This window comes from Algoriphagus aquimarinus (genome assembly GCF_900112005.1).
GTDB classification, from domain to species: Bacteria; Bacteroidota; Bacteroidia; order Cytophagales; family Cyclobacteriaceae; genus Algoriphagus; species Algoriphagus aquimarinus.
Window position 1 is genome coordinate 252,277 of the sequence record NZ_FOKK01000002.1, and the last position, 25,442, is coordinate 277,718.

Annotated in this window: 21 protein-coding genes and 1 tRNA gene; 4 read left to right on the forward strand and 18 right to left on the reverse strand. The window is 42.2% G+C overall.

What is annotated here, in order from left to right:
- Positions 1–16: 16 nt before the first annotated feature.
- From ftsA to BM291_RS03645, 14 genes are all read right to left on the reverse strand, one after another.
- Positions 17–1,327: a cell division protein FtsA gene (ftsA, locus tag BM291_RS03580; RefSeq protein WP_092894938.1), complete on the reverse strand. Its 1,311-nt coding sequence runs from the start codon at positions 1,325–1,327 to the stop codon at positions 17–19.
- A gap of 10 nt (positions 1,328–1,337) precedes the next feature.
- Positions 1,338–2,096: a cell division protein FtsQ/DivIB gene (locus tag BM291_RS03585; RefSeq protein ID WP_092894794.1), complete on the reverse strand. Its 759-nt coding sequence runs from the start codon at positions 2,094–2,096 to the stop codon at positions 1,338–1,340.
- Entirely contained in the window at positions 2,093–3,505 is a 1,413-nt protein-coding gene (murC, locus tag BM291_RS03590; RefSeq protein WP_092894795.1) for a UDP-N-acetylmuramate--L-alanine ligase, read from the reverse strand. The genes BM291_RS03585 and murC overlap by 4 nt, the downstream gene beginning before the upstream one ends.
- Positions 3,502–4,584, reverse strand: a complete 1,083-nt coding sequence (murG, locus tag BM291_RS03595) for an undecaprenyldiphospho-muramoylpentapeptide beta-N-acetylglucosaminyltransferase (protein WP_092894796.1) — start codon at positions 4,582–4,584, stop codon at positions 3,502–3,504. Before murG ends, murC begins: the two co-directional genes overlap by 4 nt.
- 29 nt (positions 4,585–4,613) lie before the next feature.
- Positions 4,614–5,792 (reverse strand): FtsW/RodA/SpoVE family cell cycle protein, encoded by a 1,179-nt coding sequence (locus tag BM291_RS03600; RefSeq protein WP_092894797.1) that lies wholly within the window; start codon positions 5,790–5,792, stop codon positions 4,614–4,616.
- Positions 5,789–7,141: a UDP-N-acetylmuramoyl-L-alanine--D-glutamate ligase gene (gene murD, locus BM291_RS03605; RefSeq protein WP_092894798.1), complete on the reverse strand. Its 1,353-nt coding sequence runs from the start codon at positions 7,139–7,141 to the stop codon at positions 5,789–5,791. Before murD ends, BM291_RS03600 begins: the two co-directional genes overlap by 4 nt.
- A gap of 5 nt (positions 7,142–7,146) precedes the next feature.
- Positions 7,147–8,358, reverse strand: coding sequence for a phospho-N-acetylmuramoyl-pentapeptide-transferase (gene mraY / locus BM291_RS03610; RefSeq protein ID WP_092894799.1), 1,212 nt, complete (start codon positions 8,356–8,358; stop codon positions 7,147–7,149).
- A 1-nt stretch (position 8,359) separates the two neighbouring features.
- A complete protein-coding gene (locus tag BM291_RS03615; RefSeq protein WP_092894800.1) occupies positions 8,360–9,823 on the reverse strand; it encodes a UDP-N-acetylmuramoyl-L-alanyl-D-glutamate--2,6-diaminopimelate ligase in 1,464 nt (487 codons plus the stop codon).
- Positions 9,824–11,932, reverse strand: a complete 2,109-nt coding sequence (locus tag BM291_RS03620) for a penicillin-binding protein (protein WP_092894801.1) — start codon at positions 11,930–11,932, stop codon at positions 9,824–9,826.
- On the reverse strand, positions 11,929–12,312 hold the full coding sequence (locus tag BM291_RS03625) for an FtsL-like putative cell division protein (protein ID WP_092894802.1): 384 nt from the start codon (positions 12,310–12,312) through the stop codon (positions 11,929–11,931). The genes BM291_RS03620 and BM291_RS03625 overlap by 4 nt, the downstream gene beginning before the upstream one ends.
- Entirely contained in the window at positions 12,309–13,220 is a 912-nt protein-coding gene (gene rsmH, locus BM291_RS03630) for a 16S rRNA (cytosine(1402)-N(4))-methyltransferase RsmH (RefSeq protein ID WP_092894803.1), read from the reverse strand. The genes BM291_RS03625 and rsmH overlap by 4 nt, the downstream gene beginning before the upstream one ends.
- 4 nt (positions 13,221–13,224) lie before the next feature.
- Positions 13,225–13,659 (reverse strand): division/cell wall cluster transcriptional repressor MraZ, encoded by a 435-nt coding sequence (mraZ, locus tag BM291_RS03635; RefSeq protein WP_092894804.1) that lies wholly within the window; start codon positions 13,657–13,659, stop codon positions 13,225–13,227.
- A 678-nt stretch (positions 13,660–14,337) separates the two neighbouring features.
- On the reverse strand, positions 14,338–16,332 hold the full coding sequence (locus BM291_RS03640) for a M56 family metallopeptidase (protein ID WP_092894805.1): 1,995 nt from the start codon (positions 16,330–16,332) through the stop codon (positions 14,338–14,340).
- A complete protein-coding gene (locus tag BM291_RS03645; RefSeq protein ID WP_092894806.1) occupies positions 16,332–16,703 on the reverse strand; it encodes a BlaI/MecI/CopY family transcriptional regulator in 372 nt (123 codons plus the stop codon). Before BM291_RS03645 ends, BM291_RS03640 begins: the two co-directional genes overlap by 1 nt.
- A 350-nt stretch (positions 16,704–17,053) precedes the next feature.
- Between BM291_RS03645 and BM291_RS03650 the strand changes: the two genes are divergently transcribed.
- From BM291_RS03650 to BM291_RS03660, 3 genes are read left to right on the forward strand one after another with little or no spacing between them, the layout of a single operon-like run.
- The gene (locus BM291_RS03650) at positions 17,054–18,166 is read left to right on the forward strand and encodes an alkene reductase (protein ID WP_092894807.1); all 1,113 of its coding nucleotides are present in this window, start codon (positions 17,054–17,056) and stop codon (positions 18,164–18,166) included.
- A 46-nt stretch (positions 18,167–18,212) separates the two neighbouring features.
- Positions 18,213–18,977, forward strand: coding sequence for an NRDE family protein (locus tag BM291_RS03655; protein ID WP_092894808.1), 765 nt, complete (start codon positions 18,213–18,215; stop codon positions 18,975–18,977).
- A 6-nt stretch (positions 18,978–18,983) separates the two neighbouring features.
- The gene (locus BM291_RS03660) at positions 18,984–19,964 is read left to right on the forward strand and encodes a YpdA family putative bacillithiol disulfide reductase (protein WP_092894809.1); all 981 of its coding nucleotides are present in this window, start codon (positions 18,984–18,986) and stop codon (positions 19,962–19,964) included.
- Positions 19,965–20,295: 331 nt separating this feature from the next.
- On the opposite strand, the gene BM291_RS03665 is transcribed toward BM291_RS03660, so the two are convergent.
- From BM291_RS03665 to BM291_RS03680, 4 genes are all read right to left on the reverse strand, one after another.
- Positions 20,296–22,227 carry a CHU_0125 family OmpA-like outer membrane integrity protein gene (locus tag BM291_RS03665; protein WP_092894810.1) on the reverse strand — a complete coding sequence of 644 codons (1,932 nt, stop codon included), beginning with the start codon at positions 22,225–22,227 and terminating at the stop codon, positions 20,296–20,298.
- A 40-nt stretch (positions 22,228–22,267) separates the two neighbouring features.
- Positions 22,268–22,756: a hypothetical protein gene (locus BM291_RS03670; RefSeq protein WP_092894811.1), complete on the reverse strand. Its 489-nt coding sequence runs from the start codon at positions 22,754–22,756 to the stop codon at positions 22,268–22,270.
- Positions 22,757–22,835: 79 nt separating this feature from the next.
- Complete coding sequence (locus BM291_RS03675; RefSeq protein WP_092894812.1) at positions 22,836–23,627, reverse strand: (Fe-S)-binding protein; 792 nt, start codon at positions 23,625–23,627, stop codon at positions 22,836–22,838.
- Between the two features lie 104 nt (positions 23,628–23,731).
- A complete protein-coding gene (locus BM291_RS03680; protein WP_092894813.1) occupies positions 23,732–25,069 on the reverse strand; it encodes a 4Fe-4S dicluster domain-containing protein in 1,338 nt (445 codons plus the stop codon).
- Positions 25,070–25,173: 104 nt separating this feature from the next.
- Here BM291_RS03680 and BM291_RS03685 point away from each other — a divergent pair.
- Positions 25,174–25,246: transfer RNA gene (locus BM291_RS03685), tRNA-Phe, on the forward strand.
- Positions 25,247–25,442: the final 196 nt, after the last annotated feature.

The window sequence follows — 25,442 nt, forward strand, 5'->3', positions numbered from 1 at the left end:
CCCCCAATCATAAGCCCTAGTAATTTGAATCGTCACCGATATCATCGCTTAGAATCCCTTTCAGTCTTCCGGCGATTTTATCGAATATATCTTTTGGATTGATGTCCATACTTTTTACTTTTTTCACAGTCTTTCCATTGGCAGTGCGATTGGTATACCCCTGATCTCTGTCGTCTAGCGCTTTGAAACCTGCAAGTACTAGCCCTACCGATGTTGCATACATTGGACTTTTGACCTCTTCTATCACTGACTTACCCAAGTGTTCATTTGGATAGCCTATTCTTGTATCCAGTCCAGTCATGTATTCGAATAATTGACTGATAAATTGCAGTTGGGAGCCACCACCGGTCAGTACGATTCCGCCTGCCAGTTTTTTGTAGTGACCACTTTGCATGATCTCGTTCTGCACGATCTCAATGATCTCTTCCATTCTTGCCTGAATGATAGAAGCCAAGTTTCTGATAGAAATCTCTTTTGGCGCCCGATTTCTCAAACCTGGAATCGATACGATCTCGTTTGGATTAGCTTCTTCAGTGATGGCTTTGCCAAATTTTGTCTTCAGAAGTTCAGCCTGATTCTGCATCACCATACAGCCTTCTTTGATATCCTTGGTGATAATATTCCCACCCAAAGGAATCACAGCCGTGTGGCGGATTATATTTTCATAGAAAATGGCGATGTCTGTGGTTCCGCCTCCTATGTCAATCAGGCAAACGCCTGCTTCTTTCTCATCGTCGCTTAAAACAGATAGTGAACTCGCTAGTGGTTCTAGAATTAATTGCTTGGAAACTAATTCGGCACGGCGAACACATCTGTTAATGTTGTTGATAGCGGTGGTCTGAGCGGTGATGATATGGAAATCAGCCTCTAGACGTGTACCAGACATCCCTACAGGATCTTTGATACCACCTTCATAATCCACGGTGTAATCCTGTGGCATTACGTGAATAATTGTATTTCCCGGAGGGATCAGGATATTTTCCATTTCACTGGAAAGTCTCCTCACATCCTCAATAGTAATCTCATCATCCGTCGGCTGACGCATAATGCTGCCACTTTGAATCTTGCTTTGAATATGTTGGCCAGCAATTCCTACAATGACATCCACAATGTCCACATTCGCCATTTCTGACGCTTCTTCCACTGCCTTTTCGATTGCATGAACAGTCTTGTCAATATTGGTCACAACGCCACGATCAACCCCGTCAGAAACGGCTTTGCCCATGCCCAAAACCTCGAGCTTGCCGTACTCATTTTTGCGACCCACGATGACACAGATCTTGGTTGTCCCAATGTCCAGTCCTACTATTAATTCTTTATTTTCCATATCCAAGCTATTATTCACAGACGATTTGATCCTTAAACTTTACACTTACCCTATCATAAGCGTTCCAACCCTTTCGGGGCAATATTTCCTTATAAAAGACCGCTATACGGTCAAACTTATTTGCTATATCATGGGCATCTCCGAATTCGATAATTTGCCTCCCTACTTGTTGGAATAGGCGAATATTATCTTTGGAATTCACTTCCAATTCGGTGATCTGTGCATTCCAAAATTCATCTTCAGTGATGAATGTGATCAGGTCCATCAGCTCAGGCATATCTGCTTTGATATCACCTTTATCCATCAGCATCTCTGCATAATCACCTTCCAAAATCAACACACGACTAGTGTATGAAGTAGAGGTAGGGATCACTTTCCCTTCCGTAGTGATATATCCATCAGCACCAATCGGCTGAGCAATTCTCGCAATTGGCTGATGCTGACTGATCTTTAAATTCAAAATGCCCTTTTGACCAATCATTGCTTGTACAGACTTCACGAAAGGATGTCCTAGCAGCCTAGTTTCAATGTCTTTCATCGGTACCTCTTCCAGCATTAATCCTGGTTTTAGATCAGGAAATGCTTGGCTTAGTATCCTAGCGATTTCAGCATCCTCTACGAAATAGACTCCGCTTACTCCTTCAATATTTATTTCAGTCCCTTGGAAAGTTTTATACAGCGTCTGCTTTTCCACAAAGCCAATAAATCCTACCAGTACTAAAGTGAGCACTACAAAAGCGAGTATCTTTTTTACGTTTGCCGTTATCATGATGCAGATCGGTTAAGTCCCTCTTTCATCCACGAAGCAATTCCTGGCACCAAACGATCTATATCTCCTGCTCCCAGCGTAACCAAAACCTCAGGCGAAGCCTGATTCAAGTGATTTATCAAATCCTCTTTCGCAACCAATTCCTTGTGTCCAGTATTGATACCTTCCAATAGCATAGCAGAAGAAACTCCCTCAATCGGAAGCTCTCTCGCTGGATAGATGTCCAACAAAAACACCGAATCAGCTAGTGATAGACTTTCAGAAAAACCCGCTGCAAAATCCCTCGTACGTGAGAACAAATGAGGCTGGAAAATCACCGTCAATTTCTTTGTAGGGAACATTGCCCGAACAGAACTTAAGCAAGCTCTGATCTCCTCAGGGTGATGCGCATAGTCATCAATGAAGACACTATTACCTTCATTCACATGAATCTCAAATCTTCTCTTCACCCCCTTGAATGAGCTAATTCCATTTCGAATCTGCTCTACTGAAATCTGGTGATCCAAGGCGATAGCAATTGCTGCCAAAGCATTTTCCACATTATGAAAACCTGGAATAAATAGCTCCAGACCTTTGATCTCATTCTTACCTGCCAAATAGTCAAACACGAATGACCCTGGTCGCGCCTGAATATTTTCAGCTCCAATTCCAGTTGATCTCAAGCCATATTCTCTGGTAGCCACTTTCGGCAGCTTACCTTCACCAAGTCTTTGCGCAGCATTCTGCTGTATATATAATCTTCCTTTTTTATCTACCAGATTGACGAACTCCAAAAATCCATCAAGTATGTGCTGCTCATCACCATAGATATCTAGGTGATCCGGATCAGCACTTGTCAATACCACTTCGTTAGGATGAAGTCTTAGGAAAGAGCGATCAAATTCATCAGCTTCTACCACAACTAGCGTCTTTTCTTTTGACTTTTTGTCTCCAAGAATCAGGTTACTCTGATAGTTCTGAGTGATTCCTCCTAGAAATGCTACTACAGGTTTACCTGCAGACTTGAGCATGTGCGCGATCATGGAAGAAGTAGTCGTCTTTCCATGTGTCCCCGCCACCGCAATGGTGTAATAGGAACTCGTCACCATACCTAACACTTCCGATCTCTTCTTGAATTGATAGCCATTTTCCTGAAAGAAATTAAGCTGAACACTGCCTTTCGGCATTGCTGGAGTCCAGATGATCAGCGTCTTTTCCGGGCTGTCTTTGATCACATTTGGTATGGTCTCCAACTTATCTTCGAAAGAAATCTGCATTCCTTCAGCGATCAATTCATCTGTAAGTGACGAAGGCGTACGGTCATACCCAGACACAGCATATCCTTCATGGCGGAACCATCGAGCTAAGGCACTCATGCCTATGCCGCCGATACCGAGCAAATGGACGCTATTTATTCCTTCGAAACTCATGCAATCAATTGTTCTATTTCTTCCACTATGGCATTTGCCGCATTCGGCTTGGCCAGATTCTTTATATTTCTCCCTAATGATTCAGACAGCTTACTGTCTTCCATTAACTCTTTCACTTTTTGTTTCAAAGCACCTATTGCCTCTGAATCCTTCAAAAGCAAAGCTGCATCATGACTTACATAAGCCATGGCATTTTTGGTCTGATGGTCTTCCGCCACATTCGGAGAAGGAATGAAAATCACTGGCTTGCCCACTAGTGAAAGTTCTGAAACCGATAAAGCGCCAGCTCTTGACACGATCACATCTGCAGCAGCATAAGCCAAATCCATTTCGCGGATAAATTCATTCAGATGAATTGTTGTCAAGCCTGATTCTGCCAGCTTTGATTTCATCTCTTGGAAATAAAACTTACCACATTGCCAAAGCACTTGGTAACCTTCCGCATCCAGCTTTTGCAGATCTGCAAGTACCGCTTGATTGAGTGTTCTAGCTCCAAGAGATCCTCCCAAAACCAACAGCGTTTTTTTAGCAGGATCCAATCCGAAATGTGTCAATGCCTTTTCTCTTTTCCCCGATAAGTCAAGAATGTCCTTTCGAACAGGGTTTCCTGTATAGGCTATGCTATCAGCTGGGAAAAAGCGATCCATCTCAGGATAAGCAACACATATTTTTTTGGCTCTTTTAGCCAGAATCTTATTAGTCAAGCCAGCATAGGAATTTTGCTCCTGTACCAGCGTAGGAATACCCTTTCTTTGCGCAGCATAAAGCACCGGCCCGCTTGCATAGCCACCGACTCCTACCACTGCATCTGGATTAAAATCCTTGATGATCTGCGAAGCTTGAGTCAGACTTTTCAACAGTTTGAAAGGAAACTTGAGGTTTTCAAGTGTTAAACTTCTTTGTAATCCAGCTACTGGAAGTCCTTTGATTTTGTATCCAGCCTCAGGAACCTTCTGCATCTCCATTTTGCCTAATGCACCCACAAATAAGATCTCGCTAGAAGGATGCTTTTCCTTCCAGGCATTTGCAATAGCGATAGCCGGATAGATATGCCCTCCGGTACCTCCACCACTGATCAAAATGCGATATGTGCGTTGTGCGTTAATAATTATGCGGTTTTAAGTCTTGATCTATTTCCAAATGCAGCGCTATTAGCACTACTTCCTTGAGATTCATCTTGATGATCACCACGACTCACTGATAGGATGATTCCCAAAGAAATTCCCGTGAATACCAATGATGTTCCTCCCATACTTAAAAGCGGAAGTGGCAAACCTGTAATCGGGCCTAAGCCAACGGCTACAGCCATATTTACCAATGCTTGGATTACTAGAGCGAAACTCAGTCCCGCAGACAGCAATCCTCCAAATGCTTTGTTTGAATTCGCCACGATTCGCATTCCTCTATACAGAAGCGCGAGGTAAAGGAACAGCACAGAGAATCCTCCGATCAGTCCATATTCCTCTATTATGATAGCGTAGATAAAATCTGAATATGGATGTGGAAGGGAGTTTCTCTGCTCAGAATTCCCTGGACCTTTCCCCCCGATTCCACCAGTAGCAATAGCGATATATGATTGCTCAGCTTGAAATGGAATCTCATCCTTGTTCATGAAGTCTTCCACTCGAGACACTAGCGTCGCTCCTCTTTGGCCAATGAATCCCGCAGCAGTCAAGCCTAAAGCTCCTACCAACAATACCATCGCTAGGTATTTTACTGGCACTCTTCCAATAAACATGATCAAAAGACAGGTCACCAATAGAAGAATGGCTGTAGAGAAATTTGCCATAGCAATCAATCCGGAGATCAAACCTATAGCGATTATGATAGGCACGAAGGTGCTCTTGAAGTCTTTAATATTATTTTGACGCTTAGCCAGCATTCCTGCTATGGAAGCGATCAAGGCAAGTTTCGCCAAATCTGAAGGCTGGAAAGCCTGGTTGATTACCGGAATAGTGATCCAGCGATTAGCTTCATTGATATTAGAGCCAAACAAGTAAGTAACCAGCAAGAGTGGAATAGATATAATCACTCCCAACCGAGCATAAACGGCATACTTTCTATATGGAATCTTATGTGCAAACCACATCACTACCAACGACACGAAAATCAACATGGAATGTCTGATCAGATAGATTTCGGTATTGCCTCCAGCATACTTATAGGCCAACGAACCCGTAGCAGAATACACGACCAGAATACTGAAAAGAGACAATAGAATGACTATACCCCAAATAATTGGGTCGCCTTTGAAATTCCTGTCTATCCATGCTTTAAACTGTGTCATGCGATGGTTTTAGATTTAAGGTTTTCAACAGCCTCGCGAAATTGATTGCCGCGATCTTCATAATTTTTAAACAAGTCAAAGCTTGCACATGCTGGTGATAGCAAGACTATGTCTCCAGCTTCTCCAAGCATTTGTCCCCACTTCACTGCTTCTGAAATATCCTGAGTTTCACGGATGTCACTTACCACTGACCCGAAAGCCATTTTCAATTTCTCGTTGTCTTTGCCAAGGCATATCAATGATTTCACTTTATGACTTACCACGGGCAAAAGGACAGAGTAATTATTCCCTTTATCCACTCCACCTGCAATCCAGATTAATGGATTCTCGTAGCTAGCCAGGGCATAAGCTGTGGCCTCCACGTTAGTGCCTTTGCTGTCGTTGACAAACGTGACACCATCCACTTCTCTGATCTGCTCCATACGGTGCGGGGCATTCTTGAAAGTTTTTAATCCAGCTAGTAATGCTGCTTCATTCACTCCAGTAATCAATGCTGCTGTAGCAGCACAAAGGGCATTCAAAATATTATGCTTCCCTTTTATAGGAAGGATGTTAAGCGGAATAGATGCTGACTGCTCAGCTATGGTGATCTCCAAAGTATTTCCATTGAAAAATCCCCCACTTTTTTGCTCAGTTTCTAAAGAAATCCAGTTTAAAGCAGGTAGAATAGCTCGGTATTTTAACCCTTCCAAAGTCAAGAAATCCTGATCACACAGGATTGCCTGATCCGTGACTTTCATATTTTTGAAAATAGAAAACTTAGAATCGATGTATTTATCAATTTGATAGTCGTATCGATCAAGATGATCTGGAGTGATATTCGTAAGAATACCGATAGCAGGCTTGAAGTTTTCAAACCCATCGATTTGGAAGCTGCTACATTCGATCACCCACCACTCGTGATCTCCCTCGAGTAATTGGGCAGCCCAGCTTTTACCAACATTTCCAGCCAATCCCACATCAAGTCCTGCCTCTTTCATCAAGTGGTAGGCAAGAAGTGTGGTCGTGGTTTTTCCATTTGTACCAGTGATGGCAATCACTTTACCTTTGCTATAGCCAAATGCAAATTCCAGCTCATCTATAACATGAATTCTAGCTTTTATCGCTTTTTGAACAATTGCTACATTAGAAGGAATCCCTGGGCTTTTGATTATCAGGTCAGCATTTAGGATTTGCTCTTCCGTATGTGTTCCTTCTTCAAATGGAATCTCTAAACTCTGCATTTCAGCTTTTCTAGCTTCAGAAATCTGTCCTGCATCTGAAACGAAAACGGCATAGCCCTTCTGTCTGGCAAGCATTGCTGCTCCCAATCCGCTTTCTCCTGCGCCCAGAACGACTATTCTTTTCATTTCTATTATCTAAGTTTTAGTGTTGCCAAAGTGATCACTGCCAATAAAATCCCTACAATCCAGAATCGAGTTACGATCTTGGCTTCAGGTATATTTTTCTTTTGGTAGTGGTGATGCAGTGGAGACATCAAGAATATTCTCCTGCCCTCACCGTATTTTTTTCTCGTGTATTTGAAATAGCCCACTTGGAGCATGACACTGACATTTTCTATAACAAACACCCCACACATTACCGGTATCAGTAATTCTTTGCGAAGCGTCAAAGCCAAAACTGCTATCACCCCACCCAGCATCAAGCTGCCCGTGTCGCCCATGAAAACCTGAGCTGGATAAGCATTGTACCAAAGGAAACCCACGCATGCTCCAACAAATGCCGAAGCAAAAATCACCAGCTCCCCTGAGTTGGGGATGTACATGATATTGAGGTATTGGGAGAAAATGGCGTTGCCGCTGATGTAGGCAAAAATCGCAATGGTAATACCAATGATAGCCGAAGTACCAGCCGCAAGTCCGTCTATCCCATCCGTGATATTTGCACCATTGGAAACAGCCGTAATGATAAAGGTCACCACGAAAATGTAGAGAATAGGAGTCATCGCCTCGCCCATGAAGCCAAGCATAGTCTCGTAATTCAACTCATTATTTTTGGTAAAAGGAATGGTGGTTTTCGCCACTTTCACATCTCTGTAAGCTGGTGTCTCTACCACGCCTTCTTCTATGGAAACCGGATTGGTAAATTCACGAATCACAACACTCTCATTAAAATAAAGCGTAGAACCCACGATAATACCGATACCGATCTGACCGATAATTTTAAATCTACCGGCTAGACCTTCCTTGTTTTTCTTAAAAACCTTAATATAATCATCTACAAAGCCTATCGCTCCTAACCAAACAGTAGTAATAAGGAGTAGGATGATGTAGATATTATTAAGATCTGCGAAAAGCAAAGTTGGGATCAAAATGGCAGCCATGATCATCAAGCCACCCATCGTAGGCGTGCCTTTCTTCTCCTGCTGACCTTCCAGACCAAGATCTCTTACAGTTTCTCCGATCTGCTTATTTCTGATCCAAGCGATGATTTTGTGACCGAAGGATATCGTAATGATTAATGAAAAAAGCGATGCCATTCCCGCACGAAACGAGATATATCTAAACACCCCTGTTCCAGGGATATCAAGCACTTTGTCCAAATAATCAAAAAGAGGATATAACATCTCAGCTTTGTGTCAATTGTTGTAAAAACTCGGTTACTATTTCAGTATCATCAAAGTGATGCTTCACCCCTTTGACTTCCTGATAATCCTCATGGCCTTTACCAGCGATAAGGATGATATCTCCTTTTTGCGAAAGCATGCAAGCCGTTTTAATAGCTTCTCGACGATCAACAATAGTTAATGTTTTTCTGATTTCAGACGGGCCTACGCCAGCCTGCATATCCTTCAATATTTCCTCAGGCTCCTCAAAGCGAGGATTGTCGGAAGTAAGAATTGCTTTATCACTTTCCTGAACAGCGATCTTTGCCATAACAGGACGCTTGGTTTTATCTCTATTTCCTCCACAGCCCACGACTGTGATCAGTTGCTCGCCGCCAGTTCGTGCTCCGTTGATTGTCTTCAGTACATTGTCCAAAGCATCTGGCGTATGTGCATAATCCACGATGGCAGTAATGCCGGCAATGGAAATTCTATCAAAACGGCCTTTGGCTCCACGAATTCCAGATAGCTCACGAAGAACTTCATCCTCCTCTTCACCCAAAAGAACCGTGACACCCAATACCGCCAACAGATTGTAAGCATTGAAGGCACCGATCATTCTGAACCAAATCAACTTGCCGTTAATTTCTAGCTCTAAGCCTTCAAGCGTGTTGGAGATGATTTTGGCTTTGAATTCAGCTGGAGATTTCAGCGCAAAAAACTGATGCGAAGCTTTGCAATTCTGAAGCATGACAGATCCGCGCTTATCGTCACCGTTTACTAGTGCGAAAGCATCTTTTGGAAGCTCATCAAATAACTTTTTCTTAGCCTTGATGTACTCGTCAAAGGTGCCATGATAATCCAAGTGGTCATGGCTGATATTTGTAAAAACAGCTCCAACTAACTTCAATCCAGCTATTCTCTCTTGCACAATCGCATGAGAACTCGCTTCCATAAAGCAGTGGGTACATCCTTCCGCTACCATTTTGCGAAGCAAAGCCTGCACACTTACCGCATCTGGCGTAGTGTGAGTAGCGTGAATTACTGTTTCATTGATCTTATTTTCTACTGTAGAAAGCAAACCTGTGCTGTAGCCCATTCGCATAAATAACTGATGCAAAAGTGTGGCTGTCGTTGTTTTGCCGTTGGTTCCGGTGATCGCTACGACTTTGATACTCTCAGAAGGATTGTCAAAGTAATTGCTTGCCATGATACCTAGCGCACGAGCAGAATTCACTACTTCTACGTAGGTAATTCCATCGATCAATTTCTCTGGCAATTGCTCACAAACTACAATCTGAGCTCCAAGCCCGATCGCTTTTTCTATAAACTCATGTCCATCAACCTGAGTGCCTTTGATAGCTACAAAAGCACTTCCCTCCGTCACCTGACGACTGTCAAAGACAATATCTTTCACCCCTAACTCCATGTCTCCGGTAGTAGAGGTAAGTGATACTTTATATAATATGTCTTTCAGTACTTTCATTTATCCTAATACAAGATTTATAGTTGCGTTTGGAGTTAATTGTGTTCCCGGTGAAATAGACTGGCCTTTCACCCGGCCTTTTCCAGAGTAATTCACTTTCATTCCTTTGTTTTCCAAGATGAAAAGTGCATCTCTAAGTGGAAGACCTGACACATCTGGAACAAGTGATTGATCCGTGTCATTAACGTTCATTTGCACACTAGCTTCATGAGCCACCGTCTTCACCCATTCTTCTGGATTGGCAGCAGTCGCCTTCAATCCTAATTCCTGGAATATCCCCTGTAGCTCCTCCGCCTTACCTGCTTGCACATAAGGCAATTGAGTTCCATTTGCTTCGGCTCTAATTATTCCCTTCTGATTCTCAGGGTTCAACTCTACATCAAGTGCGTAGATTTTGTCTGCGATTTCCTTGAAAACTGGCGCTGAAACATCTCCCCCGTAGGCAAATAGACCCTTAGGGCTATCGATCACCACCACCATGGAATACTTTGGATGATCAGCTGGGAAGTACCCAGCAAAACTCGTATAGTAATTCTTAGTGTATTTCCCGTTTAGAAGCTTCTGCGCAGTACCTGTTTTGCCGGCGATTTTATAATCTGCGTTAGCAATATTTCTTGCAGTCCCTTTTTCCACTACCCCTTCCAGAAGACTCTGTAGAAGTTTAATATTTTTCTCAGAGGCAATTTGCTTGCGCACCACCTCAGGCTCATATCGTTGCTCGATGGTATTTCCTCTAGAAACTGACTTTACGATATATGGCTTCATCATCTTTCCACCGTTCGCTACTGCATTGTACAATGCCAGCGTATGAAGTGGATTTAGCTTTACTTCGTACCCTATAGAAACCCAAGGGAGAGTAGTTCCATACCAATTTTTATCACCTGGCTTCTTGAAGTAAGGCTTACCCTCACCGATTAACTGAAAACCAAAAGGCTCTCTCAAACCGACTTTATCTATGTATGCCATGAATTTGGAAGGACTTGCCCCGAAGTGCTCATCTACCAATTTGGAGATACCTACATTGGAGGATTTTTCGAATGCCTCACGAATAGTCAAGGTTCCGTAACCGCCATTCTTAGAATCACGCATCACTTGGTTATAGAATTTGTGTGCACCATTTCCGGTTTCCACAGTTTCTTCTAGAGTGATTTTATTCTCTTCCAAGAGCGCAAGCATGGAAAGCAGTTTGAAAGTAGAGCCAGGCTCCGTGTTCCCTTGATCACCAATGGCATAATTGTAATTCTCACCATAGCCATTGCCGTTGCTGTTGCGTTGCAAATTGGTAATGGCCTTGATCTGCCCAGTCTTCACTTCCATCACGATCACCGAACCAAAATCCGCATCCCGATCAGTCAACTGACGACGAAGCGCAGTTTCAGCCACATCCTGCATATTTACATCCAGCGTAGTGGTGACATCATAGCCATTTTCAGGCTTTACATCTTCTGCGTCAAATACTGGCTTCCAGCTTCCACCAGCTAGTCGCTGAAAAAGAGCCTTGCCATCCTGACCTTGTAGATAATTATTGAAACTATATTCAATTCCTGCACCGTAATCATCTTCATTCAAAAAGCCAACTGTACGGCTGGCAAGGGAATTAAATGGTCTATATCTTTTCTCTACTTTCTCGAAAATCACTCCACCTCCCAGTCTTCCTTCTCTGAAAATCGGCCAGTTGGACATTTCCTGCATGCCTTGGTAACCGATTTGTTTTCTGTTCAACACCAAGTAGCGTTTGTTATCCAACCTGGCATCATTAATCATTCTTTTATAAGAGGCAGATGACTTGTCCTTATAGTAGGCAGAAAGCATTCTTGAAAGGGAATCAATTCCAGCTTTGTATCGATCAGACTTCGCAATAGTAGGATCGAGCGCTACTCTATAGAATGGTAAACTAGTAGCCAACAAGGACCCATCGCTTGCGTAAATATTACCACGAGTAGCTGGCACTTCTCTGTATTGGAAGTTGATTGTTTCAGCTTTTTCGCGCCATACGTCTCCCTCCGCCATCTGAAGCTTCGCAACCCTATAAGGAATCGCCGCTGCACAAAGCGCTATCAGGATGAACACCACCCGTACTCGGAGCAATATGGATCGCTTAAAATTCACTTTTCTACCTCGATTTTAATCGGTGGTTGATTGAGTTCAAATATTCCTTGTGCTGCTACACGCTTCGCCACTTCAGACTGCATGCTACTAAGCATGTACTCAGCTTCAAGCGTAGTGACATCTGCACGCAAATCCTCTACTTCTTGCTGAGCCTTTTCAATCTTCCGCACCATGTTTTCTGCGCGGTGATTACTCCAGATATAGACCAAAGCCAGTAAAGCCACAAATCCAACAGGAGGAACCAATTGGACAGGTACGCCTTCACCCAAAATTCCAGTGACATCCAACTTCTCCTCAATCCAACTAAATATGGATTTGCGAGGACCGCCTTTTGGCTTGTTACCTGACTTTAATTTCTTTCTGAACGTGTTATTGCTCATGCCTCTATCTTCTTCGCTATTCTCAGTTTTGCACTTCTTGCTCTAGGATTAGATGCTATCTCCTCTGCATCCGCCACCACAGCACCTTTGCTGATAGGCTCAAGCGGACGAATAAGATTTCCGTAGAAATCCTTCTCGACTTCGCCCTGAAACTTGCCTTTGATCATCAGATTTTTCACCAATCGATCTTCTAGACTATGGTAACTCATCACCACCAATCTGCCTTCAGGCTTCAGCAACTCCACTGCTTCTAAAAGCATTTCCTCCAAAGCGCCCATTTCATCGTTCACTTCTATTCTCAATGCCTGGAAGACCTGAGCGTAATACTTGAAGTCTTTGCCCCGAGGAGCATATCTTTTTAGGAAGGAGGTAAATCCTTCTGTAGTCTCAAATTGTTGTGAGGTTCTTTCAGAGACGATGGCCTGCGCCAAGGTCTTAGCATTTTTCACCTCGCCATACATCCCCAAAATTTTATGAAGTCTGCCCTCGTCGTATGTGTTCAAAATTTCTTTGGCAGAAACTTCATCTGACTGGTTCATCCTCATATCCAAATCACCGCTGAATCTGGTAGAAAAACCTCGGCTGGGCTCATCGATCTGATGAGATGAAATTCCCAAGTCAGCCAAGATGCCATCCACTTTCTTTACACCATGAAGCCTCAGGTATCTTTTCAAATCCCTGAAATTGGCAGCAATGAAAGTAAAGTTGTCACTGGCAGGTATGTTTGCTTCAGCATCTACATCCTGATCAAAAGCATATAAATGCCCTTTATCAAGGTGCTTCAGAATCTCTCTGGAATGACCTCCTCCACCAAAAGTCACATCTACATAAATCCCATTGGGATCAATAGACAAGCCTTCAGTGCATTTGGCTAGCATCACTGGGATATGGTAAATAGACTCTGTCATGTGATTAAGAGAGATGCTTTTCCATTAGACTGGATAAGTCCGCAGGATCAACTATGATATTCTTGCTATAATTTTCTTGATTCCAGAATTCGATTCTCCCTCCATTACCTATCACGATTACATCTTTTTCAAGACCTGCGTAGGCTTGGTAAGCTTTTGGGATCAACAAGCGCCCTGCACTATCCAACTCCACATCGACGACAGAATTGAAAAAGGAACGTTGCAACATTCTTTGCTCCGGATTATGAATGGAGAGTGACTTGATTTGATTCTCAAGTTTCTTGTATTCCACCATAGGATAAAGAGCCAAACATCTATCTTCAGCCATCCGAAGCATAAGCGTAGCGCCGTTAGCCTCCGGAATTGCCGCCTTGATCTTGGCTGGCAATACCAGACGCCCTTTGGGATCTAGCTTGCAATCGTATTGACTGTTGAACATAATTTCTTGAACTCTTTAGAATGATGAGTATGTAGTAAAGACAAAAGTAGCAAAATGACTTTCACTTTCTACCACTTTCCCCCACAAATTCCCACTTTGACTTAAAAGTAGACAAATCTTTATTCCATCCCAATATTTATCAGTAAAAAATCTAGGTTTTTTTTAGGGGTATAGTATTGATTAGAAAGCGGTTAGACATTCCCCAAAATGGGGTAAAACAGAGCGTATTACAGGTTTTTCATAGCCAGAAAGGAATATGATAGCATTAGAGTCCTATCCCTCAGAAGAAAAGTGGGGTGATTTCCCGTAAATGATGAAGACTCTACGGTGAAGTGGGGAAAAATCCCACGGTACTTCACTCTGATTTTGAAAATTTAAATACTGAACACTCATTTTTAGCAAAAAAAAGAGTGAAATGGTGACTTTTTCTGATTAGATGATCCCTTAGTCAGGACCAAAGTGCTGAAAAATCAAACTAGAAAAATCTTAAAATTAGAGCCAAAAAACAGAAATGAATTTGGGACAAAAAGAACAGAATCTACACGTCTACTGACCGTGATATTCTCTTTACTAGCGCAATTAAACTAGAACCAAAAAAAGACCTGCCCAACGGACAGGTCTTTTTCAAAGCATCAACACACAATTATCTTTTCAGATAAGTTCGTAAGAATAAAAGGTCTATTTATTGTCTTCTTTTTTCTTTAATTCTTGCTCAAGTTTTTTCTGGTATCCTTCAATTTTGGCAGCATTCTCTTGGTGCCAGATTTCCATTTTACGCTCGTACTCCTCCATCTTTGGCTTCATCTCTTTTTCCCACGCCTTCATCTTAGCCTCATAGTCTTTCATTTTCGGCTCATTAGCATCTTGCCATGCTTTCATTTTAGCTTCAAACTCCTTCAATTTAGGCTCTTGCGTCTTTTGCCACGCCTCCATCTTCTGCTCAAACTCTTTCATTTTTGGCTCCATTTCCTTTTGCCAAGCCTTCATTTTCTCTTCGTAAGCTTCCATTTTTGGCTCATATGCTTTTTGCCACTCAGCCATTTTTGCCTCATACGCTTCCATTTGTGGCTTCATAGAACTTTCCCAATTCTCCATCTTTTTGGCATACTCATCGGCACGTTTCTCCATGTCTTTTACCCAGTTCTCTTTCTCCGATTTTGACATATTGATCGTGTCTTTTGACGAGAAAGAATAAAAACTATAATCAAAAACCGGCGGAGAAATTTTGAAATCCATAATAGGCATGGCACCCATATCAAAGTCCATAGCTGGCATAGAACCCATTTCGAACCCAGGAACTGGAGACATTGCAAAGTCCATTACTGGAGCACTTGCCATGACGAAATCCATCACAGGAGCCATCGATTCAGCTGGGAACGGAGGCATTGGAGTCAGCTCTAGCGCTGGCATATCCTCCAAAATGATGGTCTCTCCATTATGACTATATACGTAAGACCTTTTGTTGCTATTCTTCACAATTACGGTATCGGACTTGGAAATAATCGTGTCAACAGTCACATTGACATTCGTATTGACATCCAAATTAACGTTGGCATTTTTCTGAACTTCAACAACCGGATTTAAATTGGTATTCACATTCACGGCTACCGTCTTCGCATTTTCTACAGAGACAGAAACGTCCTGCTGCGCTGTAGCCATCAGGCCAGCACTTAATAAGAGTGTAAGTAACATAGGGATAGAAATAATAGGGTTTTGTGGATAAGTCTGGGCTGGATGGCCTAGTATTCTTTTGATTCTCTGCAGCGTAGGATTTCTCTTTTTAGCTGCTGCCAGCGCTAATTCCGGAGGATTTTGCTTAGCAAAGTTCAAGACCTCAGCCAAACTATAAGCTAATTCCTTAGGAGCTACACCCGCCTTCACCGCCACATCATCGGCAGCATTTTCTCTCAATTCTTTGACCGTCTGGTTCATCCACCAGTAGCATGGATGATAGAAGAAAAGTACTTCTAGAGCAGACTGCAGTAGGTTCGAGAGGTAGTCATTACGCTTCACATGTGCCAGTTCATGAGCGATGATCGCTTCAAGCTGTACTGGTGCTAATTGTAAAATCAGTGCTGACGGAATAAGAATAATAGGTTTGAGATAGCCGAAAGTGACTGGAGACACACCGTAAGAAGTAAGTCGAATCTCCACATTTCTGGAAACATTCATTTTACCCATTAGGCGGTAAAGCATTTTTTCTAATTGAAAATCTTGAGGATCCGAGGATGATTTTCGAAGTGTTCTGATTTCTGAAAGGCTATTAACTAAGCGGAAAAGAAAGAGCAGTGCTCCCAAAAACCAAAAATTAACCAAGAGCGGAAGTTGACCTTCAATCCAGTTAATTGATTGGTTGATCAAACTCTCGATTCCTAAGCTCGCTGAGGATTGAACTTGACTTAGTACCATTCCCTCAAATGCTATTCGATCCACTAGTGGAGTCGGACTAAAGCTTGAGAATTCATAGATGAAAGTGGCTATCGCAAAAAGCAAACTCATTCCCAGACTTCCCAAAGCCAGATTATACTTGAAATTGGGACTGTTTTTGTGAAAAACTTTCAGCATCAACCACAGAGCCGCTCCTATCAATACTAATTGCCAAAGTGAATGCACGAGCGTCCAGCCCATGGCATAAAGCAAACTTTCAGGAACCCAGTCGTTTAAAAGATTCATTATTTCTTGTTTTCGAGTTGGTCTAAAAATGCACGTATTTCATCTAATTCCTCTTTAGAAGGATTCTCTTCCCCCAGTGCCTGGAGTACCAATTTCTGCGCAGACCCCCCAAAAGCCGTAGTTACCAGATTCTTTAGCAAAGACTTTTGGGTCTCCTTTTGATTGGTCACAGGACTATAAACATGAGTTCGCTGGTCTTCATTTCGATTGACCATTCCTTTGGCGTGCATGTTCTGCATGGTCTTCAAGGTAGTAGTGTACCCAGTGTCCTTTGTCAGAGCTAAACGCTCATGAATCTGACGAACATTGGACTGCTTCATTTCCCACAACAGGGAAAGTATTTCTAATTCTGACTCGGTTGGCTTACTCATAGGAGGTTATACGATAACTTTCGTACCAAAGATATACGAAGAGAATCGTAAGTCAAAACATCTACGAAAATAATCGTATTAAAAATCGTTAAAACCTTATTTAACAAACGATTATATATAGAAAAAATGTTTTGAAAACACTCCCACTGTAAAAGCTAGCTCATATTTACGCCTAATTTTAAGATGAAATTCGTTCCATTGGTAATCTTTGGAAAGGTTTTGAATACAAATAAGGAATTCGCATAAACCTTATGTCATAGTCTATAAGCTTAAGCCTTAAACGCTGAACTTTACTTCCCTGACATTAGTTGTATAGACATTGAATTTTTGAAAAGTAAACCAACTATACCATGAATACCGATCAAGCATTACTTAAACCCATTACTCTAGCAGGCGGGTTAGAATTAAAAAATAGAGTTTGGATGGCACCAATGACAAGAAGCAGAGCTGACAATCCTTCCAACAAACCTTTTGACATCCATGAAAAATATTACGCTCAGCGCGCCTCTTCAGGACTTATCATTACCGAAGGTTCACAAGTTTCTAAGCAGGCAATAGGTTATATTAACACGCCAGGGATTTACTCCGACATACAGGTAGAAGGTTGGAAAGGCGTCACGAAAGCTGTACATGAGAAAGGTGGACACATCTTCATTCAACTTTGGCATGTAGGCAGGATCTCTCACCCAGATTTTCATAACGGTGAATTGCCTTTAGCTCCTTCAGCCATTAACCCGCACGAAAAGTCTTTTACCCCTGAAGGTTTCAAAGAAACTGTCACTCCGAAAGAGATGAGTCGTGCAGAAATTAAGCAGACCATTCAGGATTTTAAGAATGCTGGTAAAAATGCAATGGAAGCTGGTTTTGACGGAATTGAGATTCACAGTTCTAATGGCTACTTGCTTCATCAGTTCTTCAATGCTACCAGTAATACAAGAAGGGATGAATATGGAGGATCTATTGAGAATAGAGCAAAAATTCTATTTGAAATCATCGATGCACTCAAAGAAGTAATGCCTGAGCAAAAGATCGGTTTGAGACTAAACCCATCTCTTAATGGTATTTTCGGAATGACTGCTGATGAAGAAACCATCCCTACTTTTGAGTACATCGTCAAAAAACTGAATGAGTACGATTTAGCTTATCTACACCTATCTGAGCCTTTTAATGACGTTAGAGAAATCCCTTATTTGGTAAGCAAAATTGCGAAGCATTTCCGTCCATTGTATCATGGCACCTTAGTAATCAACGCAGATTTTGATCAAGAAAAAGGAAATAAAGTGATTGAAGAAGGCGATGCAGATGCGGTTGCATTTGGTACACTATATATCTCTAATCCAGATCTGGTTGAGCGTTTCGAGCAGAATGCCGAGCTTGAAAGTCCAGACAAGGACACGTTCTATACTCCTGGAGAAACAGGTTACACCGATTACCCTACACTAGAAGAAATAAAAGTTGGATAATCACCCTAAAGGCCGGAATTCCCGGCCTTTTCTTTATTTTTAGCCTATGTGTCTAGTAGCTTTTTCTTGGAGAAATCATCCAGAATACCCATTGATCATCAGTACCAATCGTGATGAGTTTTTTGAACGCCCTACCCAAGCAATGCACGTCTGGGAAAGCGGATTTTACGCTGGTAAAGATCTTAGAAGCGGTGGTACTTGGATGGGATTTCATCCTAACGGACGATGGTCTCTTTTAACAAATTATCGGGATTTTGACAATCCTAGAAATGCAAAAATCAGCCGAGGTAAGCTTGTTCAGGATTGGCTTGAAACTGATATTACTGCGGAGGAATATCTGAAAGGAATTCAAAAACACCAAGATCAATATGATGGATTTAATCTATTGGTCAGTGATGGGAAAAAGCTGTTTTACCTAAGCAATTATTCACTTGATATACAGGAAGTTCAACCAGGAACTTATGGTTTGAGTAATGCCCTTCTCGATGATCCTTGGCCAAAAGTACAATTGGCAAAACAACAGCTTGAGCAATTAATTAAGACTGATTTTTCCACCAATGATCTGCTTAATATCCTGAAATCCAAAGACACTTATCCGCCAGAAAAACTTCCCAAAACCGGTATTCCCCTAGAAATGGAAACTTGCCTTTCATCTCAATTAATTCGAATGTCAGGTAATTATGGAACGGTTTCGGCAGCTGCGGTGGTTCAACATACATCTGGGCTGGTTCAGCTCAAACAACGAAGTTTTCAATGGAAACCTGAGATCTTTCAGGACTTGGATTTTCAATTTCAACTCGATCAAACCTAAAACCAAATGTCAAACAAAATATACGATATGCTGATCATCGGCGGTGGACCAATTGGTCTGGCTTGCGGTGTAGAAGCAGGAAAAGCAGGATTGGATTATGTGATTGTAGAAAAAGGAGCACTTACGAATTCTATCTTTAATTACCCGATCAACATGACTTTTTTCTCCACCTCAGATAGGCTGGAGATGGCAGATATACCTTTTATGTCAATTGGCAACAAGCCTAACCGCACCGAAGCTCTGGAATATTACAGAAGGATTTTCTCCCATTTCGATCTGAATGTCAAACTGTATGAAGCGGTGCAGATACTAGAGAAGAAAGATGAGCTGTTCCACATCAAAACCTCCAAGGGAAAATATCAAGCTAAGAATGTGGTTCTGGCCACTGGCTTTTACGATTTGCCAAATCTGATGAATATTCCAGGCGAAGACTTACCAAAAGTGCAGCACTACTACAAGGAGCCTTGGCCATTTATCAACCAAAAAATCGTGGTAGTTGGCGGAGCAAATTCCGCGGTAGATGCAGCATTGGAATGCTGGAGAAAAGGAGCAGAAGTAAGCATGGTTTTACTCGAAGAAGAAGTAGACCAAGCAGTGAAATACTGGGTGCGTCCAGACATTGTAAACAGAATCAAGGAAGGATCTATCAAAGCCTTCACCAAATCTAGGCTTAAGGAAATCCGTGCGCATGAAGTCGTGATTTCAACTCCTGAGGGAGAAGTGACCATAGAAAATGACTTCGTGCTTGCCATGACAGGCTACAAGCCGAATTTTGGATTATTAAATCAATTAGGAGTAAAACTGAGTGAAGACGAGAAATGCCAGCCACAATACGACGAGCACACTCACGAGACTAACGTGCAGGGAGTTTACCTAGCAGGGGTAGTTTGCGGTGGATTAAATACCCGGGAGTTCTTCATCGAAAACAGCGTAGTACATGCTGGGATGATCGTGAAGGATATTGTAGAGAAGGTAAAAAGGAAGTAAAAAGTGATAAGTAGTAAGTCAGTAAAGAGGTAATTCAATGCGTGTATATACTAGATTGCATCAATACCCAAATAAAAATTGTTGCACCTCGACTACGCTCGGCGGCCGTTTAATGAAGATATAGAGGGGGAGGAAAAGTGCGGCGCTGCCGCACTTTTCCTCCCCCTCCTAACAATTACCTAAATCCGGTGGCCGAGCGCAGTCGAGGCCAATTGCAAAATAATAACTACTGGCAGCAAAGCGGAATATCTATAAGTTCTATACACTTAAAACAAATGGGCCTGTGCAAAGTGATTTGCACAGGCCCATTTACTTCATCGGAGATATTGTCTTACTCTTTAATCTCGATTACCTTAAATTCAGTTCTACGGTTAATCTGATGCTCTTCTTCAGTAGTTGCGTTCGCGACGATCAACTGACTTTCTCCATAGCCTTTGGCTACCAGTCTATCTGCAGCTATACCTTGCGAAACAATGTAATCAACCGCTGATTGAGCTCTTCTCTGTGAAAGGTTTTGATTATAAGCATCTCCAGAACGCGAATCGGTATGTGAGCTCAACTCAATTTTTATCGCCGGATTATCCTTTAAAATCTGAACCAATTTACTCAGTTCCACTGCTGCATCAGCTCTAATTTCCGCTTTATCCAAATCGTAATAGATATTCTCCAATACGATAGAACGATCAAGAACAAGCTGATCTAACACGATCGTAGTATCCAACGTAATATTGGTTACATCTTGGATGAGTGTGGAAATATCAGGCGTTTTACCTTTTGTGGTATAAGGTATGGACTTAGAGAAGTAGCCACTCTTTGAAGCTATGATAGTAAAGTCAGCATCTGGTGTCAATGTAAATCTCACACGACCAGTGGTGTTCGAGAAATCTCCTCCTGCTTGTTTACTATTTTCATCATACAATACCACTCGAGCTTGCTCTAGCACAGCGTCATCCGCTCCTGCCACTCTCTGTTTGGTAAATACATTTAGCAAGACATTAATGATTTTTGGCTTCGGTGTTTTATCCTCAAAGAAATAGATATCATCATCACCTAGACCACCATCACGATTGGATGAGATGAAACCAGCTTTTGGATATTCGGTGAAGAAAAGAGCAAAATCATCATTTGTACTGTTGAAGTTTTCTCCTAGGTTTTTGATCACCTGAGCACCGGAAGCATCTTTTTCAGCTACGAAAAGATCAAGTTTACCATAACCAGGATGTCCGTCTGAAGAAAAGAAAAACTTACCATCAGCCATCGGCCTTGGGAAAAGCTCATTGCCTGGAGTATTGATATTTGGCCCAACATTCACAGGACTTCCAAAATCTCCATTTGCTAACTTGGTTGCTTTATAAAGGTCTACCCCTCCATAACCACCTGGTCTATTTGAAGCAAAATACAATTCAGAACCATCCGCGGAGAAAGCTGGAGTAGAATTCCACCAAGTTTCATCCTCATTCACAGGCATCCATATCGGCTGTGTAAAGCCTCCTCCTCTGAAATAAGAAACAAAAAGCGCAGTTTCTGGAAGATCTTTATCAGAGGTAGAGTTTCCTCTCGCGTAAATAATCGTATTTCCATCAGGACTAACAGCAATTGCCGCCTGATTCAATCCTTCTTCATTTTTAAACTCAGGAAGAGGCTGTGCTCCAGTGACATCTACACGAAGTCCTTCTGCTCTTGCTCGGAATATTTTAGTATAGGGCGACCCATCGGCAGGATAAAGCCCGCTTGCTTGACGACCTGAAGTGAAATAAATGAAATCCTCGGAGACTACAGGCGCATAGTCAGGCCCCGACGTGTTGAGTTCTTTGTAATTAACCAACTCATGATAAGGCCAATAATCTTTAATACCCTTTGTCAGTTTGATAGCTTCGAGCTGACGCTGAGTCTCTGCCAAGTAAGTTTCGTCCTGTGTGTAGCCTTTAGCTTTTTCAAAAGCTTCCAGTGCCTCCTCGTTTTTATCTTGAGCTTTCAAGCTCAAACCTAGTCGATAATAGCTATCAAAAGTAGGGTCTGCCTCGACTAGTTTCTGGTAATACGGAGCAGCATCTTCGATCCTATTAGACAGTCTATAACTCTCTGCGATCACCTGATTTGCTTCCTTGTTTTCAGGATCATCTGCCAAGATCTGAGAAAAAGAATTGATGGCATACTGATACTGACCAGATAGAAACTGGTCATTACCTTTTTCCTGAAGGCTTTTGCATGAGCTTACCCCGATGAGGAGTATAAGACAAATCCAAAAAAAATGGTTTTTCATCTGAAACGGCTATTGATGATCTATTCTGAATATTACTAAATTAATTTGGAAAGTATCGGTTCAGCCAGCTATTCCCTGCCAAAATCCACACACTTTCAAGTTCTTTTTTGCTTTGCACCTGCGGATTGATCACTAGTGTTTGCGAATCAATCTCTCCAGAAGTGACTTTTGACTTGATTCCCAAAGCAGAAGCTACGTTGATTTCACCCGAATTGGATTTAAAAGTCACTTTGCCTTGATCCGTGATATTGTTTTCCAGTTCATCCTCCAGTTCCCGTAAAGTTCTAACGGAGCTATCAATAGAACAACCACTTGCCCCAAGTCCTGACTCATCTACCGCTAAAACCAGAATCTGATCCTCCAAGATCTGGAAGGAAGTCGGCATTCTATTGCCATGTGTATTCCACCCATTACAGAAGAGGGATAATCTGGAAGCTATTAACTCTTTTTCCTGCTCAGAAAATTGGCGTGCAGCCTGGTAAACCCAAACCCGCGAATCTTCCGGCATATCTTTAAATTCTACGTACATAATTGCTTGTTTCTTGTTGGCAAAGAAAAACCCTTTCTACCTAACGGCAAAAAGGGCCAAATTGATTCAGAGAAAATACTTAAATCCCCATGTCCTTGGCGATCATTTCTGCCAAATCATAAACTTTCACTTCCGCTTCCTTTTCTTTGTTCTTCACACCGTCCGTCATCATGGTCAGACAGAAAGGACATCCTACTGCTATTGTGCTCGCACCAGTAGCCAAAGCTTCCTCGGTACGCTCCACGTTAATGTCTTTTTTACCTGGCTCTGGCTCCTTGAACATCTGCGCTCCACCAGCTCCACAGCAAAGCCCTTTGGTCTTGCAGCGCTTCATCTCCACCAATTCCACATCCAACGCTTTGATAACATCTCTAGGAGCTTCATACACATCGTTTCCGCGTCCTAAGTAGCAGGAATCATGGAAGGTTATTTTCTTTCCTTTAAATTCTCCACCACCTTTCAGCGCCACTTTCCCATCATTGATGAGTTGCTGGAGAAACTGAGAATGGTGAATCACTTCATAATTCCCTCCCAAAGCAGGGTATTCGTTTTTGATGGTATTGAAGCAATGAGGACAGGCAGTGACTACTTTTTTGATGTTGTAGCCATTCATCACCTGGATATTTGCTACTGCTTGCATTTGGAAAAGAAATTCATTTCCAGCACGTCTAGCAGGATCTCCGGTACAGGCTTCTTCTGGACCGAGCACGGCAAAGCTTGTTCCTACCTTATTTAAGATTTTCACGAAAGCCTGTGTGACGGCTTTATATCGCTCATCAAATGACCCGGCGCAACCTACCCAGAACAATACTTCTGGACTTTCTCCTTTGCCGGCCATTTCGGCCATGGTTGGTACTTTATATGTTGACATGATTTTGATTTACGATTTACGATATTGGATTTGCGAGGGCAACTTCAGAGTTGTGCTTATTCTCGCGAATTCAAACTCTTTGGGTTACAAAATTTTTCAATTTTTTAATCTGGAATCTCTTCATCTTTCACCTTCTCTGCCCAATTGAATCTATCCTGAGGACTAAATTTCCAAGGAGCAAAGCTGGTTTCCATGTTTTGGAACATCGCGTTCCACTGCGCTGGTGTTCCGGATTCTTCCATGGCGACATAGCGCCGCATCTCCAGAATGATAGCTAGCGGATCTATATTCACTGGGCATGCTTCCACGCATGCATTACAACTCGTACAGGCATTCAATTCTTCCTTGGTGATGTAATCCCCCAAAAGAGACTTACCATCTTCCAAACCTTTTCCTCCTGCATCCAAACTCTTTCCTACTTCCTCAGCACGATCCCGCACATCCATCATGATCTTACGAGGGGAAAGCTTCTTTCCAGTGAGATTTGCCGGGCATTCTGAAGTACATCTCCCACATTCGGTGCAGGAATACGCATTCATCACATTTATCCAGCTCAAGTCATTGATATCTTTGGCTCCAAACCTGCCAATCTCAGCGGGAGGATCAGCTGGCGCTTCTGTAGGAATTCCAAGCATCATATTCACCTCATTGGTGACGGCTGGCATGTTTTCCATTTCACCCTTAGGCTTCAAATTCGAATACCAGGTATTAGGGAAGGCTAGGAAAATATGTAAATGCTTCGAATACGTCACGTAAATAGCGAAGGCTAAAATCCCAACAATGTGAAACCACCAAGCTGCTCTCTCCACGAAAATCAAGAATCCCGTACTCATGCTTTCGAAAATCGGATGGAGCAGACCACTGAAGAACAAATCCCCAACTACGATGTAATGCCCCACTCCTCTCGAAGCTAGGATCTGATCAGCTGCATTCATTTTCAAAATCGCCATCATTAAGACGATCTCAATACAAAGGATCAAGTTACCATCCATCGCTGGCCATCCTTTCATCTCTGGCTTCGTAAAGCGAGGCACCTTGACCACATTTCTTCGGATCAAAAAGATCACACAGGAAACAAGAACCATCACAGCAAGAAACTCAAAGAAGTTCATCGCCGCCAGATAAGCACCACCGAGATAAGGAGCAAATAATCTATGCGTACCGAAAATACCGTCTAGGACAAATTCTAGGACTTCAAGATTGATAACCAGAAAGCCTATATAGACGAAGAAGTGGAGAAATGCGGGGATAAAGCGCTTAAACATTTTCTGCTGACCAAAAGCCACCAACAGCATTGTCTTCCAACGCTTGTCCGGCTGATCGTTTCTGATTTCATCCTTACCCAAAAGAATGTTCCTTCGGAGGAATTTGACCCGTTTGACCAGAAAGAAGCCTGCAGCGCTCAAAATGATCAAAAATATTAATTGAGGTAAAAAGCTCATAGTGATGTTATTAGCGTGTTTTTTGGGTTTTAGACTGTTTTTTTTTCATGAAATGACTTGCATCAAATGCTCAAATAATTACCTTTGCATCACTTTACAAACAAGGTGATATAGCTCAGTTGGTAGAGCATCGGACTGAAAATCCGTGAGTCGATGGTTCGAGTCCATTTATCACCACAAGCCCTGAAGCAATTCAGGGCTTTTTTTATGCGTTTTTTCGTAAGATTTCCAGTCATTTTTTCCATAAGGCTCTAGCAAATTAAGAAATAGTCGGCATGCATACTATTTCCCTCTCTAATTTAGAAGCAATTTAGTCTAGACAGCCATCTCAGCCAAACCCTAATTTATTGAGCATCTTCCCCTCTCCTTTATT

Coding starts and splice junctions, on each gene's coding strand:
- murD (WP_092894798.1), bottom strand. CDS start 7,141: ATGAAAAGAATAGTCGTTCTGGGCGCAGGAGAAAGCGGATTGGGAGCA.
- BM291_RS03615 (WP_092894800.1), bottom strand. CDS start 9,823: ATGAAAGTACTGAAAGACATATTATATAAAGTATCACTTACCTCTACT.
- BM291_RS03680 (WP_092894813.1), bottom strand. CDS start 25,069: ATGAGCTTTTTACCTCAATTAATATTTTTGATCATTTTGAGCGCTGCA.
- mraY (WP_092894799.1), bottom strand. CDS start 8,358: ATGTTATATCCTCTTTTTGATTATTTGGACAAAGTGCTTGATATCCCT.
- BM291_RS03600 (WP_092894797.1), bottom strand. CDS start 5,792: ATGACACAGTTTAAAGCATGGATAGACAGGAATTTCAAAGGCGACCCA.
- ftsA (WP_092894938.1), bottom strand. CDS start 1,327: ATGGAAAATAAAGAATTAATAGTAGGACTGGACATTGGGACAACCAAG.
- BM291_RS03625 (WP_092894802.1), bottom strand. CDS start 12,312: ATGAGCAATAACACGTTCAGAAAGAAATTAAAGTCAGGTAACAAGCCA.
- BM291_RS03665 (WP_092894810.1), bottom strand. CDS start 22,227: ATGAAAAACCATTTTTTTTGGATTTGTCTTATACTCCTCATCGGGGTA.
- BM291_RS03655 (WP_092894808.1), top strand. CDS start 18,213: ATGTGTCTAGTAGCTTTTTCTTGGAGAAATCATCCAGAATACCCATTG.
- BM291_RS03585 (WP_092894794.1), bottom strand. CDS start 2,096: ATGATAACGGCAAACGTAAAAAAGATACTCGCTTTTGTAGTGCTCACT.
- mraZ (WP_092894804.1), bottom strand. CDS start 13,659: ATGTTCAACAGTCAATACGATTGCAAGCTAGATCCCAAAGGGCGTCTG.
- BM291_RS03650 (WP_092894807.1), top strand. CDS start 17,054: ATGAATACCGATCAAGCATTACTTAAACCCATTACTCTAGCAGGCGGG.
- murC (WP_092894795.1), bottom strand. CDS start 3,505: ATGAGTTTCGAAGGAATAAATAGCGTCCATTTGCTCGGTATCGGCGGC.
- BM291_RS03670 (WP_092894811.1), bottom strand. CDS start 22,756: ATGTACGTAGAATTTAAAGATATGCCGGAAGATTCGCGGGTTTGGGTT.
- BM291_RS03675 (WP_092894812.1), bottom strand. CDS start 23,627: ATGTCAACATATAAAGTACCAACCATGGCCGAAATGGCCGGCAAAGGA.
- BM291_RS03640 (WP_092894805.1), bottom strand. CDS start 16,332: ATGAATCTTTTAAACGACTGGGTTCCTGAAAGTTTGCTTTATGCCATG.
- BM291_RS03645 (WP_092894806.1), bottom strand. CDS start 16,703: ATGAGTAAGCCAACCGAGTCAGAATTAGAAATACTTTCCCTGTTGTGG.
- BM291_RS03660 (WP_092894809.1), top strand. CDS start 18,984: ATGTCAAACAAAATATACGATATGCTGATCATCGGCGGTGGACCAATT.
- rsmH (WP_092894803.1), bottom strand. CDS start 13,220: ATGACAGAGTCTATTTACCATATCCCAGTGATGCTAGCCAAATGCACT.